The organism is Achromobacter veterisilvae (assembly GCF_037619525.1).
Lineage (GTDB): Bacteria > Pseudomonadota > Gammaproteobacteria > Burkholderiales > Burkholderiaceae_B > Achromobacter > Achromobacter veterisilvae.
On the sequence record NZ_CP148753.1, the window covers coordinates 6,319,674 to 6,336,527 of the forward strand.

Here is a 16,854-nt window from a genome sequence, read left to right on the forward strand (position 1 = left end):
CATAACAGGTACTCAAGATGTTCCAGTCTTTTTTCAGTGACGCCACGGAGTTCTTCCCGGTGCTGATGCAGGGGGTGCTGACGACCATCGCCATCACCGCCGCGGCCCTGGTGATCGCCACGGCGCTCGGGCTGTTCTGGGCCCTGCTGCGGGTCAGCGGCATCGCCTCGCTCGCGCACGCCAGCCGCATCCTGACCAACATCATCCGCGGCGTTCCGATCATCGTCGTGCTGTTCTACATGTATTTCGTGCTGCCGGAGATCGGCATCAGCCTGACGGCCTTCCAGGCCGGCGCGCTGGGCCTGGGCGTGGCGTACTCCTCCTATATGTCGGAGGTTTTCCGTTCCGGCATCGACGCGGTCGACCCCGGGCAGTTCGAGGCCGCCCAGTCGCTGGGCATGTCGCGCGCCAAGCTCATGCGGCGCGTGGTGCTGCCGCAGGCCTTCAAGGTCGCCCTGCCGCCCTATGGCAACAACGTGGTGATGATGCTCAAGGACTCGTCGCAGACTGCGGTGATCACCGTGGTCGAACTGTCCATGCAGAGCAAGCTGATCGCCTCGGCCACTTTCAAGAGCGCCACCATCTTCACGCTGGTCGCCCTCATGTACCTGGCCATGAGCCTGCCCATGATGTATTGCATCGGCAAACTTGAACGCCGCCTGGGGCGCCGCCAATGATCAAGATCGAAAACCTCAGCAAATCGTTCGGCGCCCATCGCGTGCTGGAAGGCATCGACGCCGAAATCCGGCAGGGCGAGGTCGTGTGCCTGATCGGCCCTTCCGGCTCCGGGAAGTCCACGCTCCTGCGCTGCATCAACGGCCTGGAACGCTACGACGGCGGACGCATCACGGTCGACGGCGTGACCGTGGACGCGCGCCGCAAGGACGTCCAGAACATCCGTCAGCGCGTGGCCATGGTGTTCCAGCGCTTCAATCTGTTCCCCCACCGCACCGCGCTCGAGAACGTCATCGAAGGGCCCGTGCACGTCAAGGGCGAAAGCCTGGCGGCAGCCACCGCGCGCGGCCGCGAGATCCTTGCCTCGGTGGGGCTGGCGGAAAAGATGAACCACTATCCGCAGCAGCTCTCCGGCGGCCAGCAGCAGCGCGTGGCCATCGCCCGCGCGCTGGCCATGGAGCCCGAGGCCATCCTGTTCGACGAACCCACCTCCGCGCTGGACCCCGAACTCGTGGGCGAGGTGCTGTCCGTCATGCGCACGCTCGCCGAAAAAGGCATGACGATGGTCATCGTCACGCACGAAATGGACTTCGCGCGCAACGTCTCCGACCGCGTGCTGTTCCTGGAAGGCGGCCGCATCGCCGAACAGGGGCCGTCCCGCGAAGTGCTGACCACGCCCCGCAACGAACGCATGCGCGACTTCCTCAAACGCGTCACTCACGCCCAGTAGCTCCGGCACCATGAACAACGATCTGTTTTCGCCCGCGGCCTCGCTGTGGGCCGCGACCACGCCCGCGCGCGCCGCGTCGCCGGCGCTGGCCGCCCCGCTCGAGGTGGACGCCGCCGTCGTCGGCGGCGGCTTCACCGGCCTGTCGGCCGCCCTGCACCTGGCCCAGGCCGGATTCCGGGTCGCCCTGTTCGAGGCCCATGAGATCGCCCACCGGGCCTCCGGCCGCAACGGCGGCCAGGTGGTGCCCGGCTTCAAGCCGGGACCGAAGGCCTTGATCCGCCGCTTCGGCGCCGACGCCGCCGCGCGGATGACGCGTTTCGCCTACGGCAACGCGGACTATCTGTTCGAACTGGTGGACCGGCTGCGCATCGACTGCGCCGCCACGCGCAACGGCTGGATCCAGGGCGCGTTCTCGGCGGCGTCCGGCGAGTATCTGAAGCGCCGCGCCCAGGAACTGAACGCGCACGGCGGCGACGTCGAATACCTCGACGCCGACGCCATGCGGGCAGCCACGGGCTCCACTTTCTGGCCGGCCGGGCTGCGCGAAAAGCGCGCCGGCGCGGTGCACCCGCTGGCGTTCGCGCGCGGACTGGCGCGCGCGGCCGCCGAGGCCGGCGCCGCGATCCACGACCGCTCCCCGGTGTCCGCCATCGTGCCCGGGCCCGATGGCGGTGCCACGCTGACCGTCAACGGCCATGCCGTCAAGGCGCGCCACGTGGTACTGGCGACCGACGCCTATACCGACCGGCTGTGGCCGGCGGTGGCGCAGTCCTACGTCAACGTGTCCAGCGCGCAGATCGCCACCGACCCGCTGCCCCCGGCCCTGCGGGAACGACTGATGCCGCTGCGCGCCGGCATCTCCGAAACCCGCAAGATCACGTATTACTGCCGCATCGATCCCGAAGGCCGCTTCGTCATCGGCGGGCGCGGGCATTCCTCCGAACAGCTCGACGCGTCGACGAGCGAGCAGTTGCGCCGCGCGGCGGTCGCGCGCTTTCCCGAGCTGGCCGACGCATCCTGGCGCCACGGCTGGGCCTGCCGCGTGGGCATGACCATGGACGACCTGCCGCGCGTGCACCGACTGGCGCCCGGCGTCTGGACCGCCTATGGCTATTGCGGGCGCGGCGTGGCCATGGGCACGGCCCTGGGCCGCGTGCTGACCGACGCCATCCGCGGCGTGCCGGCGGGCGAACTCGACTTCCCCGTCACGCCGATCGAACGCATGCCCTTCTACCCGGCCCGCCAGTTCGGCGCCACGCTGGCCATCAACTGGTACCGCCTGCGCGACGCGCTGGGCTTCCCCGCATGAACGCCACCGCCCCCGCGGCGGACACCTCCCTATCGTCATGACGACTCAAACGCAGTTTCCCGCCACCGTGGACGTGGCGATCATCGGCGGCGGCATCATCGGCGCAAGCACCGCGCTCGCCCTGGCGCGCGCCGGCGTGCGCACCGCGCTGTTCGAAAAGGGCACGCTGGCCTGCGAGCAATCCTCGCGCAACTGGGGCTGGGTGCGCACGCTGGGCCGCGACCAGCCCGAAGTGCCCCTGGCCTTGCTCGCCAACCGGCTCTGGAGCGACATCCAGGCCCAGGTCGACGTCGGCTACCGCCGCAACGGGCTGGTCTATCTGCAAGAGACCGAGGCCGACGCCGCCGGGCACGAAACCTGGCTGCGCGAGGCCCGGGCCCATGGCGTGCAGGCCGAAATGCTGGGGCGCGACGCGGCGCTGCGCCTGCTGCCGCGCTCCGGGCGCGCCTGGACGGGCGCCTTGTACAGCGCGTCCGACGGCGTCGCCGAACCGCAGATCGCGACCGAGGGCGTGGCCGCGCTCGCGCGCCAGGCCGGCGCGCTGATATTCGAACGCTGCGCCGTGCGTGGCGTGGAGAAAAGCGCCGGCCGCGTGGACACCATCATCACCGAGCGCGGCACGCTGCGCGCCCAGGCCGTGCTGGTGGCCGCCGGCGGCTGGTCGCGCCTGTTCTGCGGCAACCTGGGCGTGGACTTCCCCCAGCTCAAGGTGCGCGGTTCCGTGCTGCGCACCGAGCCGTTCGACGCCGGCGTGTCGCTCGCCATCAACGGCAAGGACTTCACCTGCCGCAAGCGGGCCGACGGCGGCTACACCGTATCGCAATTCTCGGCCTCGCTGGCCGAGATCGTGCCGGACAGCTTCCGGCTCATGGGCAAATTCCTGCGCACCTGGATCGCCAACAACGCGCTGGTGCGCGTGCGCTTCAGCAAGCGCTTCTTCGAAGAACTGGCCACTCCCCGCCGCTTTCCGGCCGACCGCGAAACGCCCTACGAGCGCTGCCGCGTACTCGACCCGGCGCCTTACGCGAACGGCGTCAACCAGGCCTGGGACCGCCTGCTGCACGCGTTCCCGGTATTCCGCCAGGCGCGCGTCGCGCAGTCCTGGGGCGGCTACATCGACGTGACGCCCGATGCCATGCCGGTCATGGCGCCGGTCGAGCAGGCGCCCGGGCTCTACCTGGCCTCGGGCTTTTCCGGCCACGGCTTCGGCATCGGCCCGGCGGTGGGCGAGACCATGGCCGCGCTCATCCAGGGACGGGAAACGCCGGTGGACGTCCGCCCGTTCCGGTTCGAACGCTACGCCTAGGGCCGCAAGGCGGCCGCCAGCTCGCGCACCGCGTCGAGGGCGCCGTCGACGCCTCGCTCGGCCAGCGTCTGCGCAAGCCAGGAGCCGACGGCGACCAGATCGGCATGGCGGCCGACGAGCCGCGCCTCGTCCGGCGATCTCACGCCGAATCCCGCGGCCACGGGCAGCCGGGTGCGCGCGCGCACGCGGCCCAGGTCGCGGGCGATGCGGCGCTCGTCGGGAAGCTCGGCGCCGGTCGTGCCCGCCAGCATGATGTGATAGACGAATCCGCTCGCGTCCCGCAGCACTTCCGCCAGCCGCTCGTCCGTGGAAGTCGGCGCGGACATGCGGATGAGATGGATGCCGCAAGCGCGCGCCTCCCGCCCGATCTCGCCGGCATGCTCGATCGGCAGGTCGATGACGATCAGCCCGTCCACCCCCGCCGCGGCCGCGTCCGCAAGAAATGCCGCCACGCCGTGCCGCAGGATGGGATTCAGGTAACCCATCAGCACCACGGGCGTCTTGGCGTCCGTCGCCCGGAATTCGCGCATCAGGGCCAGCGTGCGCTTCAGGGTCTGGCCGCCGGCCAGCGCCCGGACGTTGGCCTGCTGCAGGACGGGGCCGTCGGCGACGGGGTCGCTGAACGGCATGCCCAGTTCGATCACGTCGGCGCCGGCTTCGGCCAGGCCGCGCAGCAGCGCCAGGCATGCGCCGGGGTCGGGATCGCCCGCCGCGAAATAGGTCACCAGCCCGCTGCGTCCGGATTGGCGCAGCGCCGATAGGGTGCGGTCCAGCCGTGTCATGAGGTTGCCTCGCCAAATTGCGCCACCGTGTCCAGGTCCTTGTCGCCGCGGCCGCTCAGGCACACGACGAGGATTTCGTCGCTCCGCATCCGCGGCGCCAGTTCACGCACATAGGCAAGCGCGTGCGCGCTTTCCAGCGCCGGCAGAATACCTTCCCTGCGCGTCAGCCAATGAAAGGCGGACACGGCCTGCGCGTCCGTCACGGATACGTAGGCCACGCGCCCGCGGTCATGCAGCAACGCGTGTTCCGGGCCGATGCCCGGATAATCGAGTCCGGCGGACACCGAATGCGCGTTCACGATCTGCCCGTCTTCGTCCTGCAGGTAGTAGCTGCGGCAGCCATGCAGCACACCCGCGCGGCCGGCGCCGATACTTGCCGCGTGCGCCCCGCTGGCCAGACCCAGTCCCCCGGCTTCGACGCCGTACAGGCGCACGTCGTCGAGTTCCAGAAAGGGGTAGAAGAACCCCATGGCGTTCGAGCCTCCGCCCACGCAGGCGACCATCGCATCGGGCATGCGCCCCGTCCTGGCGGCGATCTGCTGGCGCGTCTCTTCGCCGATCACTTTCTGGAACTCCCGCACCAGCCAGGGATAGGGATGCGGCCCGGCGCCGGTGCCCAGCAGGTAGTACGTGTCGGCGGGATGGGCGATCCAGTCCCGCAGGGCCTCGTTCATGGCGTCCTTCAGCGTGGCGGTTCCGGCGTGCACGGCGCGCACCTCGGCCCCCAGCATGCGCATCCGGCGCACGTTGACGGATTGGCGGGCCATGTCTTCCGCCCCCATGTAGACCACGCATTCCAGGCCGTACAGGGCGCAGACCGTGGCGGTCGCCACGCCGTGCTGCCCGGCCCCGGTCTCGGCGACGATGCGCCGCTTGCCCATGCGCCGGGCAAGCAGGATCTGCCCCAGGCAGTTATTGATCTTGTGGGCGCCGGTGTGGTTCAGGTCTTCGCGCTTGAGGTACACCTGCGCGCCGCCCAGTTCCTGCGAAATGCCCCGGGCCAGGAACAGCGGGCTCGGGCGGCCGACATAATCGGCCAGCATGCCGCGGAACGTCCGCCAGAAGTCTTCGTCCGCCAGCAGCGCCTTGAAACTGCGTTCGAGTTCGTCCAGCGCCGGGATGAGCGTTTCGGGCATGTAGCGGCCGCCGTAGGGGCCGAATTGGCCTTGGCTGTCGGGGATGGCCGGATGGATGGCGGATGGCATGTGCGCGGGCTCCGTGGCAAGATGAAGCAAGGATTTTTCCTTATGCTATCTTCATGAAAACTGTATTGGAATCAATGATTTGTTTATCATTCATGTAAGTTCAGCTAACATAAATCCATGAGACGACTGCCCTCCCTGAATGCGCTGCGGTTCTTCGACAGCGCGGCCCGCCAAGCCAGCTTCACCCTCGCGGCCAAGGAGCTTTGCGTCACGCACAGCGCGGTCAGCCAGCAGGTCCGGCAACTGGAGGAATGGCTGGGATGCCCGCTGTTCGAGCGCCGGTCGGGCGGCGTCCACCTGACGGCGGCGGGCCTGGGCCTGCAACGCGCCGCCCAGGAAGCGTTCGACCTGCTCGAGCGCCGTTGCGACGAACTCAAGCGCAGCTCGCAGCCGGCGGAGCTTGCCGTGGGCGCGCCGGCCAGCTTTCTTTCGAACTGGCTCATTCCCCGGCTCGAACATTTCGAAGCCCGGCATCCGGACATCCGGGTCAGGCTGCAAACCGCGGCCGATCCCGCCTTGCTGAACACGCAGCGCGTGGATGCGCTGATCCTGGCCGGCCGCGCCTGGCCCCGCGAATGGGCCGTCACCCCGCTCTTCCCGGAAACCATCGGCCCGGTCTGCGCCCCGGCGCGGGGCGCGCGCATCCGGCGTCCGGCCGACGTGCTGGACGCGCCCTTGCTGCACACCACGTCACGGCCCGACGCCTGGAAGGATTGGGCGGCGCAGCAGGGAATTCCGCTGGCCCCGCAACGGCCCGGCCGCGAATTCGATCATCTGGGCCACATGCTCGAAGCCGCCGCGGCCGGCCTGGGCATCGCCATCGCCCCCGCGGTGCTGGTCGAGGCCGACCTGCACCGGGGCCGGCTGGCCGCGCCGCTGGGCTTCGTCGAAAGCGGCGCGGCCTTCAGCCTCTGCACGCGCAAGGATGCCGCCCGCGCCGATGCCGCGCTGGAGCGTTTGCGCGGCTGGCTGCTGGCGGGCGCGGGCAGCGCCTAGCAGCCAAGAGCATCCGGCCCCATATCCCGGCCACAGCCGCCCGTCCGCCGCCGCTATACTTTTCGGACTTATTAACCCTCTTTCGCGCCGCGCCTTTTCTGCCGCGCCCTGTTATGTCCGTCCTGATGGCCTTGCTGCGCCCCTTTGGCCAGGCGCTATTTCTCGCTCTTGCCGCTCTGCTCTCCAATCAGGCGCTCGCATCTCCTCCCACGCTGGCGCAGTGCCATGGCATCAAGGACCTGGCTTTCGTCGCCCACCTGGATGACGACCTGCTGTTCATGAACCCGGACATCGCCTCCAACATCGAGGCGGGCGGCTGCGTGCGCGTGGTCTACCTGACCGCCAGCGACGCCGGCGAGGGCGAAGGCTATATGCTGGGCCGCGAGCGCGGCGTGCGCGCCGCCTATGCCTACATGGCGCACGAGCCCGACGTCTGGAAAGAAGATGCCGGAACCGCCGGCGGACACCATTTCGCGCGCTTCACCCTGCAAGGCAATCCGCGCGTCCAGCTCTGGCACATGCGGCTGAAAGACCCCTGGCTGGGCAAAGGCTGGGGCAGCCTGACGCCGCTCAGCCGCACCGAATCCGAACCCGGGCAAAGCGTCGAAACGCTGGGGCCTTATGCCGAGGTCTACACGCGCGAACAACTGATCGACACCCTCGCCGACGTGATCCGGCAATACGCCCCCACCACGGTGCGCCACCTGGACGACACGATCGCCGTGCCCTATACCCAGTTGTGCTGGCGCTGCGCCGGCCATGGGCACCCGGACCACATCGCCAGCGCGCGGCTGGTGCGCGAAGCCATGGTGCGCGTGCCCGGCAACTATGCCGAAACGGGCTATATCGACTATCCGAGCCAGGAACGCGCCACCAACCTGACCGCAACCGAGATCGCCACCAAGTCGGTGATCTTCCAGCACTACGCCTGGAACGACTACCACTATTGCGCCGGGCCGACGGGCTGCAAAGAACCCGCCGGGCCGGCCGCCGCCTGGGTGCAGCGCGCCTATTACGTGTCGCGCCAGGATATGGCGCCGCAGTTGTACCCCGACGGACGCGGCGGCCTCGTGGTGTTCGCGGCGGGTGAAACCAATGCGGCCGTCAACCGCTGGGACTCCGGCCAGCGCCGCTGGCAAAGCCTGGGCGGGCGCACCAGCGGCCCGCTGGTCTCGTTCACGCACGCCGACGGCACGGCCGGCCTGATGGCGCGCGATCCGCTGGGCGGCGTGTGGGCGAACAAGCAGCGCCATAACGGCACCTGGCAAGGCTGGCAGGCGCTGGGCGGCGTGCGCGTGACGCAGATCCCGGCCGTGGCGCCGCGCGGCGAGGCCGCCGCCGTGGCCCTGGGCTATGACGGGCGGCTTCACTGGATCGCGCCGTCCGGCATCGACGGCGGCTGGAGCACCTGGCAAGACCTGCCCCTGCTGGAAGGCGCCACCGGCGGCCCCGCCGCGGCGCGCGGCGCCGACGGGCGCTACGTCGTCTTCGCCGTCACGGCCGCGGGCGAACTCTTCTACACGCGCCAGTTGCCGGCCGCCAAGGGCCATCGCCCCGAATGGCAAGGCTGGCGCCACGTGCCCGCGCCCACCGTCGCCGGCGGCCTGGCGGCGATCCGCAACCACGAGAACCGCGTCGAACTCTATTTCCGCCAGCGCAGCGACAACCATCTGACCCGGCTGCTGGAAACCGGCGACACCACCGACCTCGACATGGACTGGAGCGGTCCGGCCGACCTGGGCGTCCCCTACATCGGACGCCCGGCCATCAACGCCGACGCGCAGGGCAACGTAGTGCTTGCGATCCTGGAGCGCGCGGGCGGACACCTCTGGCTCGTCGAGCACGGCAAGCCGGCGCAACTGGACGCCCAGGCCGCGTCGCCGCCCGCGATCAACATCGTCGACGGCACGCTGTACGTCGTCGCGCGCACCGCCGGCGGACCGCAGCGCTACCAGGTGCTGTCGCGCCGCGACGGCGCCTGGGCGGGAAGCCTGACGCTGGATGGCGTGCCGTCCAGCGGCGGCGGCGCGTTCGCGGCCGTGGCCGCGCGCCCCTCGGACCTGCCCAATCTCGGCGCCAACAATGCCAGCAAGGCCGTGGTGGTGCGCCCCGCCACCGACGACCCCGGCACGCTGACCGTGGAACGCATGCCGAACCAGGCTTCGCGCACGGCCACGCCGACCGCCGTGCAGTGACGGGGGACGCCGGGCCGGCGCGAACCCGCCATCTACGGCGGCTTGGACATCCTGCGCCGCCCGGACCGCCCCATCACCGGACGCGTCGCCACGAGGCGATGGCCATGCGCGTCGCGCCCCGTGCCGTTGCGGGTGCGCGGCGTCTTCATGGCCTGGCGCTTGGCCCCGTCAGGCGCCGGCCGCTTCCGCTCGCCCGCCGGGCGCCTGCGCTTGTCGCGCGCGATCCGCTTCGCATGCGCGGTCAACGCAGCGGCCAGCGCGACCAGCCTTTCCTCATCCAGGGTTTCGGCATCGACCAGGTCCTCGTCCGCGCCTTTCAGCGCGATCAGCAGATCGTCGATCTTCAGGTGCACCGCCCGGTCGTTCTTGTTCTGGCTTTGCTGGATCAGGAACACCATGAGGAAGGTCACGATGGTCGTGCCGGTATTGATGAGCAATTGCCAGTCCTCGGAATAACCGGAGATCGGGCCGGTCACCGCCCACAGCAGCACCACGCCAACCGCCAGGCCAAAGGCGATGGACGACCCCGCCCATGCCGTAACCGCCGCGGCGAAATGGTCGAAATAAGTCGCGACGGACCTGCGGGACGATTTCGACCGCCCATTGCGCCCCGCGCTGGAAGCGTCCATGTTCCCTCCCGGCCGTAACCGCACGGAGGGCCTCCAGCAAGCGCCATGCCTGGCCTGCCGCTTTTTCGTTGCCTCGCCACCGACGAGAATGATTCCTGTTAGAATTTTCGCGTCCCATTGCCGCGCTCAGACAAGGCGCGGCTCCGCGATCGGACCGTAGGCGTTAACGTCAGCCAACGCGCACTGCCAACCTCGGCGGGGCGCGTCCTATTCCATTCGCCGCCCTGCGCAACTTCCAGGGTTCCGAATGCCATCCCCCTCCTCTCCGCGTTTCGGTCTTGCGCGCATCCAGTGCGCCGTCGTCATCTGCTTCTTCATCGTCGGTCTTTCGCTGGGCGGCCTGCCGCTGTTCGTCACCGGGACTCTCGGAGCGGGCGATACGGCCGTGGGCATCGTCATCGGCAGCCAGTTCCTGGCGTCGCTGGCCAGCCGCATGTTCGTCGGCAGGCTGCTGGGCGCCGCCGGCGCGCGCCGCTGCACCCTGCTTGGCCTGTATGGCCTGTCCGCTTACGGCCTGCTGCTGCTGGCGGCCAGCGCGATGCCGGGCGCCGCGCTCCCCGTCCTGGTCGCCGCCCGCATCGCGCAAGGCCTGGCGGTCGGCATCCTGACTACCGCCGCCATCATCTGGGCCATCGATCGGCTGGGAGAGGCCAGCACCGCGAGAGTGCTGTCGATGACCGGCATTTCGATATACGGGGCGATCGCCTGCGGCGCGCCCGCGGGCATCCTGTTGTTCCGGCACTTCGGACTGCCCGGCGTGGCCGGCCCGGTGCTCGCGCTTCCGGCCGTCGCCCTCTTCCTGCTCCTGGCCGTCGGCGACGCGAACCGGCACGACCCGAAGCGGTCTTCCGCCGGCTCCGTGTTCGGCAAGGTCCTGCTGCCGGGCGCCGTGCTGTTTCTGCACGCGGTGGGCTTCGTGTCGGTGGAAGCGTTCGTGTCGCTCTATTTTTCGGCATCCGGCTGGCCGCTCGTCACGCTGGCGCTCTTCTTCTTCGGCACGGCGTTCGTCGCCGTGCGCCTGGTCTTCGGCCATTTGCTCCAAGGGCAGCGCCTGGCAGCCCTGGCGGGCGCATCCCTGCTGGCGCAGACGGCCGGCCTGTGCCTGCTCGCGGCCGCCCCGAATGCATACTGGGCGTTGTTCTCGGTGGCCCTGGTCGGCGGCAGTTGCTCGCTGACCTTCCCTGCGCTGGGCGCCCTGGCCGTGGCCCGCTGCGCATCGCACGAACGCGGCACCGCCATGGGCTACTACTCCGCCTTTCAGGACGCCTCCTACGCGCTGACCGGTCCGGTGGCCGGCGCGCTGATCGGCTGCAAAGGCTATGGCGCGGGCTTTCTCGCCGCGGGCGGGTGCTCCTTGCTGGCGCTTCTGCTGCTGCTTCGCGCGCGGCGCTGAAGCCCCCGCGCGAAGCGGCGGCAGTCGAGGTTCAGGTTAACGTAACCAAGCGAGTCCGAGAATGGAGTCCATAAGGTCCATTAAGGAGACATCATCATGTCTCGGAGACTATTGCATGCGCTGCCCGCCCTGGCCCTGATCCTTTCCGCAGGCGCGGCGGCAGCCGCCGAACCGCCCGACGTCGTGCTGGGCGCCTCCATCCAGTTGACCGGCCCCGTCGCCAACACCGGACGCTACTACCGCGACGCCTACCAGATCGCGGTCGACCGGATCAACGCCGCCGGCGGCGTGAAGATCGGCGGGGTGGCCCACAAGCTGGCGCTCAAGATCTACGACAACCAGTCGGACGTGAACCTGAGCGTTCGCCAGTACACGCAGCTCGTCACCCAGGACAAGGTCAACCTGCTGCTGGGGCCCTTCGCCAGCAACTTCGCGCTGGCCGATTCCGCCGTCTCGGAAAAGTACAAGGTGCCCATGGTCCAGGGCGGCGGCGCGTCGGACCAGATCTTCTCGCGCAAGTTCAAGTACATATTCGGCACCCTGGCGCCCGCCAGCAATTACTTCGGCAGCACGGTCGAGATGCTCAAGGCGCTCAAGCCCGCGCCGGCCAGCGTGGCGCTGCTGTACGCGGACGATTCGTTCGACGTGTCGGTCGCCCAGGGCACCCGCCCGCTGCTGAAATCGGCCGGGCTGCGGGTCGCGATGGACGAGCGCTACAGCACCAACGCCACCGACTTCAACTCGCTCCTGTCGCAGATCAAGAGCAAGCAGGTGGACGCGGTGCTGGTGGCCGGCCACGAAACCGAGATCCTGAATTTCGTGCGCCAGGCCAAGAGTCTCGCCGTCGCGCCCAAGATGTATTCGTTCACGGTCGGCGTGCCGTCGGAGGATTTCCGCAAGGCGCTCGGGCCGGACGCGGACTACGCCTTCGGCATGACCGCATGGCTGCCGTCCGCGGTGCTGAAAGACCGCTGGTTCGGCGACGCCGAACAGTTCGCCCAGGCCTACAAGACAAAGTACGGCTATGACCCGGACTATCACGCGGCCTCGGGCGTGGCCGACGTCGAAGCCCTGGCGCAGGCCATGGAAAGCGCCAACAGCCTGGACCCGCAGAAAGTGCGCGACGCCTTGGCCAAGACCCGCTTCGACAGCCTGTACGGCCCCGTCGCCTTCAACGCCCAGGGGCAGATCGATCTGCCGCAGGTGGTGATCCAGGTGCAGGGCGACGAGCTGGCCGAGATCTATGGCGCCAAGGGCTTCATCGCGCAGCCCAAGTACCCGATGCCGGCCTGGAACGCGCGCTAGCGCCGGCCCAGGCCGACCCCGGGGCATGCGATGGACCTGCTCGCGCAAATCCTCGTCAACGGCATCCTGCTCGGCGGGCTGTATGCCGTGATGGCGCAGGGCCTGGCGCTGGTGTGGGGCGTGCTGAACATCGTCAACCTGGCGCACGGCGCGTTCATCATGCTGGGCGCCTATGCCTCCTGGTATCTGTACACGGACCTGGGAGTGGACCCTTTCCTGGGCCTGCCGTTGACGGCCGCCGCCCTGTTCGCGCTGGGCTACGTCCTGCAGCGCGGGCTGCTGAACCTGGTGGTGCGGGCGCCCATGTTCAATACGCTGCTCATCACCTTCGGCCTGGAGGTCGTGCTGACCTACCTGGCGCAACTGGCCTTCTCGGCGGACTTCCGCACGATCAATCCTCCGTACGCGGGCGACAGCTACGCCGCCGGGCCCGTGACGCTGCCCGTGGCGCGGCTGGCCGCCTTCGGCGTGGCGCTGGCGCTGACGCTGGGCATGTGGCTGTTCCTGCTGCACAGCCGGCTGGGCCGCGCCATCCGCGCCACCGCGCAGAACCTGGTGGCGGCGCGGCTCTACGGGGTGGAGCCGCGCCATCTCTATGCCGTCACGTTCGGACTGGGCCTGGCGCTGGCGGGCGCGGCCGGCGGCCTGTATGGAACGGTCTCGCAGATCAACCCCTATATCGGCGCCACGCTGACCGCGAAGTGCTTCGCCATTTCCATCATCGGCGGACTGGACAACCCGCTGGGCGTCATGGTGGGCGGACTGTTCCTGGGCATCGTCGAATCGCTCACCACGCTGTACGTGGGGCCGACGTTCGCCGACGTCGCCAGCTTCGGCATCCTGGTGCTGGTGCTGTTCCTGCGCCCCAGCGGCCTCCTGGGCAGGGCGGCATGAAGTCCTGGCGCGCCATCCTCGCGCTCGCGGCGGTGGCCGCGCTGGCCGGCGTGCCCTGGTACGGCTCGGACGTGCTGGTGCAGTTCGGCATCAACACCCTGCTGCTGGCCGTGCTGGCCCAGGGCTGGAACATCATCGGCGGATACACCGGCTACGCGTCCTTCGGCAATTCGGTCTTCTATGGCCTGGGCAGCTATGGCGTGGCCATCGCCATGGTGCAGTGGGAACTGCCCTTCGCCGCGGGCCTGGCGCTCGGCGTCGCGCTGGCCGTCGCCTTCGCCCTGCTGCTGGGCATGCCGGTGCTGCGGCTGCGCGGCCATTACTTCGCCATCGCCACCCTCGCGCTGGCGCAGGTCATGACGGCCATCGTTTCCAACATCGAACTGGCCGGCCAGAACATCGGCCTGGTCCTGCCCCCGCTCAACAACGATCCGCTGTTCTACGAATTGTCGCTGGGCCTGCTGGTGCTGGCGACGCTGACCGTGGCGTGGCTGACGCGCAGCAAATTCGGTTTCGGCCTGATCGCCATCCGCGAGAACGAGGAAGGCGCGGCCGTCATGGGCGTGAACACCACGCTCTACAAAGTGGCGGCGTTCGCGCTGTCGGGCGTGTTCAGCGCGCTGGCCGGCGGCATCCACGCCTACTGGATCACGTTCCTGGACCCCGAAAGCGCCTTCGATATCGGCCTGAACGTCAAGATGATCATCATGGCCGTATTCGGCGGCGCGGGCACCGTGCTCGGCCCCGTCGTGGGCGCGTTTTCCCTGTCGGCCATTTCCGAGCTGCTGTCCAGCGAGATCACCAGCGCCGCGGGCCTGTTCTTCGGCGCCGTCATCGTCGCGGCGGTGGTGCTGATGCCCCGCGGACTGACCGACCTGCTGCGCCGCTACCGGAAATCGGGATGGCGCTACTTCGTCGAGAACATCCGGGCCCACAAGCTATGAGCGCCATCCTGGAAATCCGCAACGTCACGCGGCGCTTCGCCGGACTGGTGGCCGTGAACCAGGTCAGCTTCACGCTCGCCGAAGGCGAGATCCTGGGCCTGATCGGACCCAACGGCGCCGGCAAGACCACGCTGGTCAGCCTGATCAGCGGCACGCTCGCGCCCACGCAAGGCGAAATCCTCTACCAGGGCAGACAGATAGACGGCCTTCCCGCCTACCGCCGGGCCCGCCTGGGCATCGGCCGGACCTTCCAGATCATGCGGCCCTTCCCCGGCCTGTCGGTCCTGGACAACGTCGCGGTCGGCGCGCTGTTCGGCCGCGGCGGCGGTCAGCCCGACCTGGCGAAGGCCCGCGAACAGGCGCGCGCCTGCCTGGATTTCGTCGGCCTGGGCCGCGCGGCCGGCCAGCGCGCGGAAGAACTGGGCGGCCCGGGACGCAAGCGGCTGGAACTGGCCAAGGCGCTGGCCATGCAGCCCCGGGTGCTGCTGTGCGACGAGGTCATGGCCGGGCTGAACCTGGTCGAGATCGACGAAGTCATCGACGTGATCCGCAAGGTTCGCGCGACCGGCATCAGCGTGCTGGTCATCGAACACGTCATCAAGGCCATCAAGAGCCTGTCGGACCGGCTGCTGGTATTGCATCACGGGGAAAAGATCGCCGACGGCGCGCCCGCCGACGTGCTGGCCGACGCGGAGGTGGTACAGGCCTACCTGGGGAAGCAGCGCGCATGAACGAGCCCGCCGCCCCGCTATTGAAGGTCGAAGGCCTGAGCGCCGGCTACGGCGAACTGCCCGTGCTGCACGACGTATCGATCGAAGTGCGGCGCGCCGAGATCGTGGCGCTGGTCGGCAGCAACGGCGCGGGCAAGACCACGCTGCTGAGGGCCCTGTCGCGCGTGCTGCCCAGCACCGGCAGCATCGTCATGGACGGCCGGCAGCTATCCCGGGCCGCGCCCGACCAGGCTTTCGCCTGCGGCATGGTGCAAGTGCCGGAGGGCCGCCAGCTCTTCGACCGCATGACGGTGCAGGACAATCTGCTGATGGGCGCCTATCGGCGCAGCGCCAAGGCCGACATCGCGCGCGACCTGGACAAGGTCTACGGCTTCTTTCCGCGCCTGTCGGAGCGGCGCAGGCAGCTTGCCGGCAGCATGTCCGGCGGCGAACAGCAGATGTGCGCCATGGCGCGCGCGCTGATGGCCGCCCCCGTGCTCATGATGATCGACGAGATGAGCCTGGGCCTCGCGCCGGTCGTGGTCGAACAGCTCATGGGCGTGCTGGCCGACATCCGGCGCGAAGGCGTGACGGTCCTGCTGGTCGAACAGGACATCCACCTGGCGCTGTCGGGCGCCGACCGCGGCTACGTCATGGAGACCGGCCGCGTCGTGCTCGCCGGCCCCGCCGCGACGCTGTTGAGCGATCCGAAGGTGCGCCAGGCGTATCTGGGGGTGTGAGGGCGTCAGGCGAGCCAACATGGCCCCATGCGCCCGAGCCAGGGCATTAACATGCAAGTCGCCCTGCACCGGAGACCGCCTTGATCGCAAGAAGAACCTTCACCGCCGCCGCCCTGCTGGCCGGAGCAATTCCCGCCGTGGCGCTCGCCCGGACGGATCAGAAACATCGATGGACAGCCGGCCGCCTGGCCTCGCTGAACCAGGCCCTCGCCAAGCTGGAAGCTGCCAGCAAGGGCCGGCTGGGCGTCTCCCTGCTGGACACGGCCAGCGGGCAGGCCGCGGGCTATCGCGGCGACGAACGCTTTTTGATGCTCAGCTCGTTCAAGACGCTGGCGGCGGCCTACATCCTGGCGCGCGCGGACCGCGGCGAGGACCAACTGGACCGGCGCATCCCGATCGCCGAGGCGGATCTCCTGGAATACGCTCCCGTCACGCGGCTGCACGTCGGTCCGCGAGGCATGACGCTGGCCGGACTCTGCGAGGCCACCATCACCACCAGCGACAACACCGCGGCCAACCTCATGCACCGCAGCTATGGCGGGCCGCGGGCCCTGACCCGCTTCATCCGCGGGCTGGGCGACACCGTCACGCGGCACGACCGCTACGAACCAGAATTGAACCGCCCCCACGCGGGCGAGCCGCTGGACACCACCAGCCCGCATGCCATGAGCCGCACGCTCGGCATCCTGCTGTTCGGCCCGGCCCTCCAGCCCGGATCGCGGCGGCTGCTGCAATCCTGGCTATTGGCCAGCACCACGGGCGGCAAGCGCCTGCGCGCGGGCTTTCCGGCGGACTGGAAGGTCGGGGAGAAAACCGGCACCGACTCGCAAGTGGGCGCCAACGACGCGGGTTTCGCGCAGCCGCCCGGCGGCGCCCCCATCGTCGTATCCGCCTATCTGGAAACCACCGCCATTCCCATGGCCGAGCGCGACCGGATCATCGCCGAAGTGGGCAGGCAGGCCGCGGCGCTGGGGTAGCGCCGCCGCGGGCAGGACTGACGGACAAGAAGTACTACTCGTCCATCAGCTAGACCACAACTAT

General features: G+C 69.3%; 16 protein-coding genes. 13 read left to right on the forward strand and 3 right to left on the reverse strand.

Annotation, left to right across the window (positions count from 1 at the left end):
- The first annotated feature begins 17 nt into the window (after positions 1-17).
- From WHX56_RS29480 to WHX56_RS29495, 4 genes are read left to right on the forward strand one after another with little or no spacing between them, the layout of a single operon-like run.
- Positions 18-677: an amino acid ABC transporter permease gene (locus WHX56_RS29480; protein WP_129242575.1), complete on the forward strand. Its 660-nt coding sequence runs from the start codon at positions 18-20 to the stop codon at positions 675-677.
- Positions 674-1,405, forward strand: a complete 732-nt coding sequence (locus tag WHX56_RS29485) for an amino acid ABC transporter ATP-binding protein (RefSeq protein ID WP_129242576.1) — start codon at positions 674-676, stop codon at positions 1,403-1,405. Before WHX56_RS29480 ends, WHX56_RS29485 begins: the two co-directional genes overlap by 4 nt.
- Before the next feature lie 10 nt (positions 1,406-1,415).
- On the forward strand, positions 1,416-2,714 hold the full coding sequence (locus WHX56_RS29490) for an NAD(P)/FAD-dependent oxidoreductase (RefSeq protein WP_129242577.1): 1,299 nt from the start codon (positions 1,416-1,418) through the stop codon (positions 2,712-2,714).
- Positions 2,715-2,751: 37 nt separating this feature from the next.
- On the forward strand, positions 2,752-4,020 hold the full coding sequence (locus tag WHX56_RS29495) for an FAD-binding oxidoreductase (RefSeq protein WP_338879732.1): 1,269 nt from the start codon (positions 2,752-2,754) through the stop codon (positions 4,018-4,020).
- On the opposite strand, the gene trpA is transcribed toward WHX56_RS29495, so the two are convergent.
- Positions 4,017-4,802, reverse strand: coding sequence for a tryptophan synthase subunit alpha (trpA, locus tag WHX56_RS29500; RefSeq protein ID WP_338879733.1), 786 nt, complete (start codon positions 4,800-4,802; stop codon positions 4,017-4,019). The genes WHX56_RS29495 and trpA overlap by 4 nt on opposite strands.
- Complete coding sequence (gene trpB / locus WHX56_RS29505) at positions 4,799-6,007, reverse strand: tryptophan synthase subunit beta (RefSeq protein ID WP_338879734.1); 1,209 nt, start codon at positions 6,005-6,007, stop codon at positions 4,799-4,801. The genes trpA and trpB overlap by 4 nt, the downstream gene beginning before the upstream one ends.
- A gap of 117 nt (positions 6,008-6,124) precedes the next feature.
- Here trpB and WHX56_RS29510 point away from each other — a divergent pair, with 117 nt between their 5' ends.
- The gene (locus WHX56_RS29510; protein WP_338879735.1) at positions 6,125-7,003 is read left to right on the forward strand and encodes a LysR substrate-binding domain-containing protein; all 879 of its coding nucleotides are present in this window, start codon (positions 6,125-6,127) and stop codon (positions 7,001-7,003) included.
- Between the two features lie 113 nt (positions 7,004-7,116).
- Complete coding sequence (locus WHX56_RS29515) at positions 7,117-9,198, forward strand: PIG-L family deacetylase (RefSeq protein WP_338879736.1); 2,082 nt, start codon at positions 7,117-7,119, stop codon at positions 9,196-9,198.
- Between the two features lie 32 nt (positions 9,199-9,230).
- On the opposite strand, the gene WHX56_RS29520 is transcribed toward WHX56_RS29515, so the two are convergent.
- The gene (locus tag WHX56_RS29520) at positions 9,231-9,827 is read right to left on the reverse strand and encodes a low affinity iron permease family protein (protein WP_338879737.1); all 597 of its coding nucleotides are present in this window, start codon (positions 9,825-9,827) and stop codon (positions 9,231-9,233) included.
- 247 nt (positions 9,828-10,074) lie between these two features.
- Here WHX56_RS29520 and WHX56_RS29525 point away from each other — a divergent pair, with 247 nt between their 5' ends.
- The 7 genes from WHX56_RS29525 to bla all read left to right on the forward strand — a co-directional run bounded on the left by WHX56_RS29525 (position 10,075) and on the right by bla (position 16,790).
- The gene (locus WHX56_RS29525) at positions 10,075-11,220 is read left to right on the forward strand and encodes an MFS transporter (protein WP_338879738.1); all 1,146 of its coding nucleotides are present in this window, start codon (positions 10,075-10,077) and stop codon (positions 11,218-11,220) included.
- Between the two features lie 96 nt (positions 11,221-11,316).
- Positions 11,317-12,525: an amino acid ABC transporter substrate-binding protein gene (locus WHX56_RS29530; RefSeq protein WP_129242585.1), complete on the forward strand. Its 1,209-nt coding sequence runs from the start codon at positions 11,317-11,319 to the stop codon at positions 12,523-12,525.
- 30 nt (positions 12,526-12,555) lie between these two features.
- Positions 12,556-13,419, forward strand: a complete 864-nt coding sequence (locus tag WHX56_RS29535) for a branched-chain amino acid ABC transporter permease (RefSeq protein WP_129242586.1) — start codon at positions 12,556-12,558, stop codon at positions 13,417-13,419.
- Positions 13,416-14,363: a branched-chain amino acid ABC transporter permease gene (locus WHX56_RS29540; RefSeq protein ID WP_129242587.1), complete on the forward strand. Its 948-nt coding sequence runs from the start codon at positions 13,416-13,418 to the stop codon at positions 14,361-14,363. Before WHX56_RS29535 ends, WHX56_RS29540 begins: the two co-directional genes overlap by 4 nt.
- A complete protein-coding gene (locus tag WHX56_RS29545; RefSeq protein ID WP_338879739.1) occupies positions 14,360-15,094 on the forward strand; it encodes an ABC transporter ATP-binding protein in 735 nt (244 codons plus the stop codon). The genes WHX56_RS29540 and WHX56_RS29545 overlap by 4 nt, the downstream gene beginning before the upstream one ends.
- On the forward strand, positions 15,091-15,813 hold the full coding sequence (locus WHX56_RS29550; RefSeq protein ID WP_287756172.1) for an ABC transporter ATP-binding protein: 723 nt from the start codon (positions 15,091-15,093) through the stop codon (positions 15,811-15,813). Before WHX56_RS29545 ends, WHX56_RS29550 begins: the two co-directional genes overlap by 4 nt.
- An 80-nt stretch (positions 15,814-15,893) precedes the next feature.
- A complete protein-coding gene (gene bla, locus WHX56_RS29555; protein ID WP_338879740.1) occupies positions 15,894-16,790 on the forward strand; it encodes a class A beta-lactamase in 897 nt (298 codons plus the stop codon).
- The last annotated feature ends 64 nt before the right edge of the window (positions 16,791-16,854 follow it).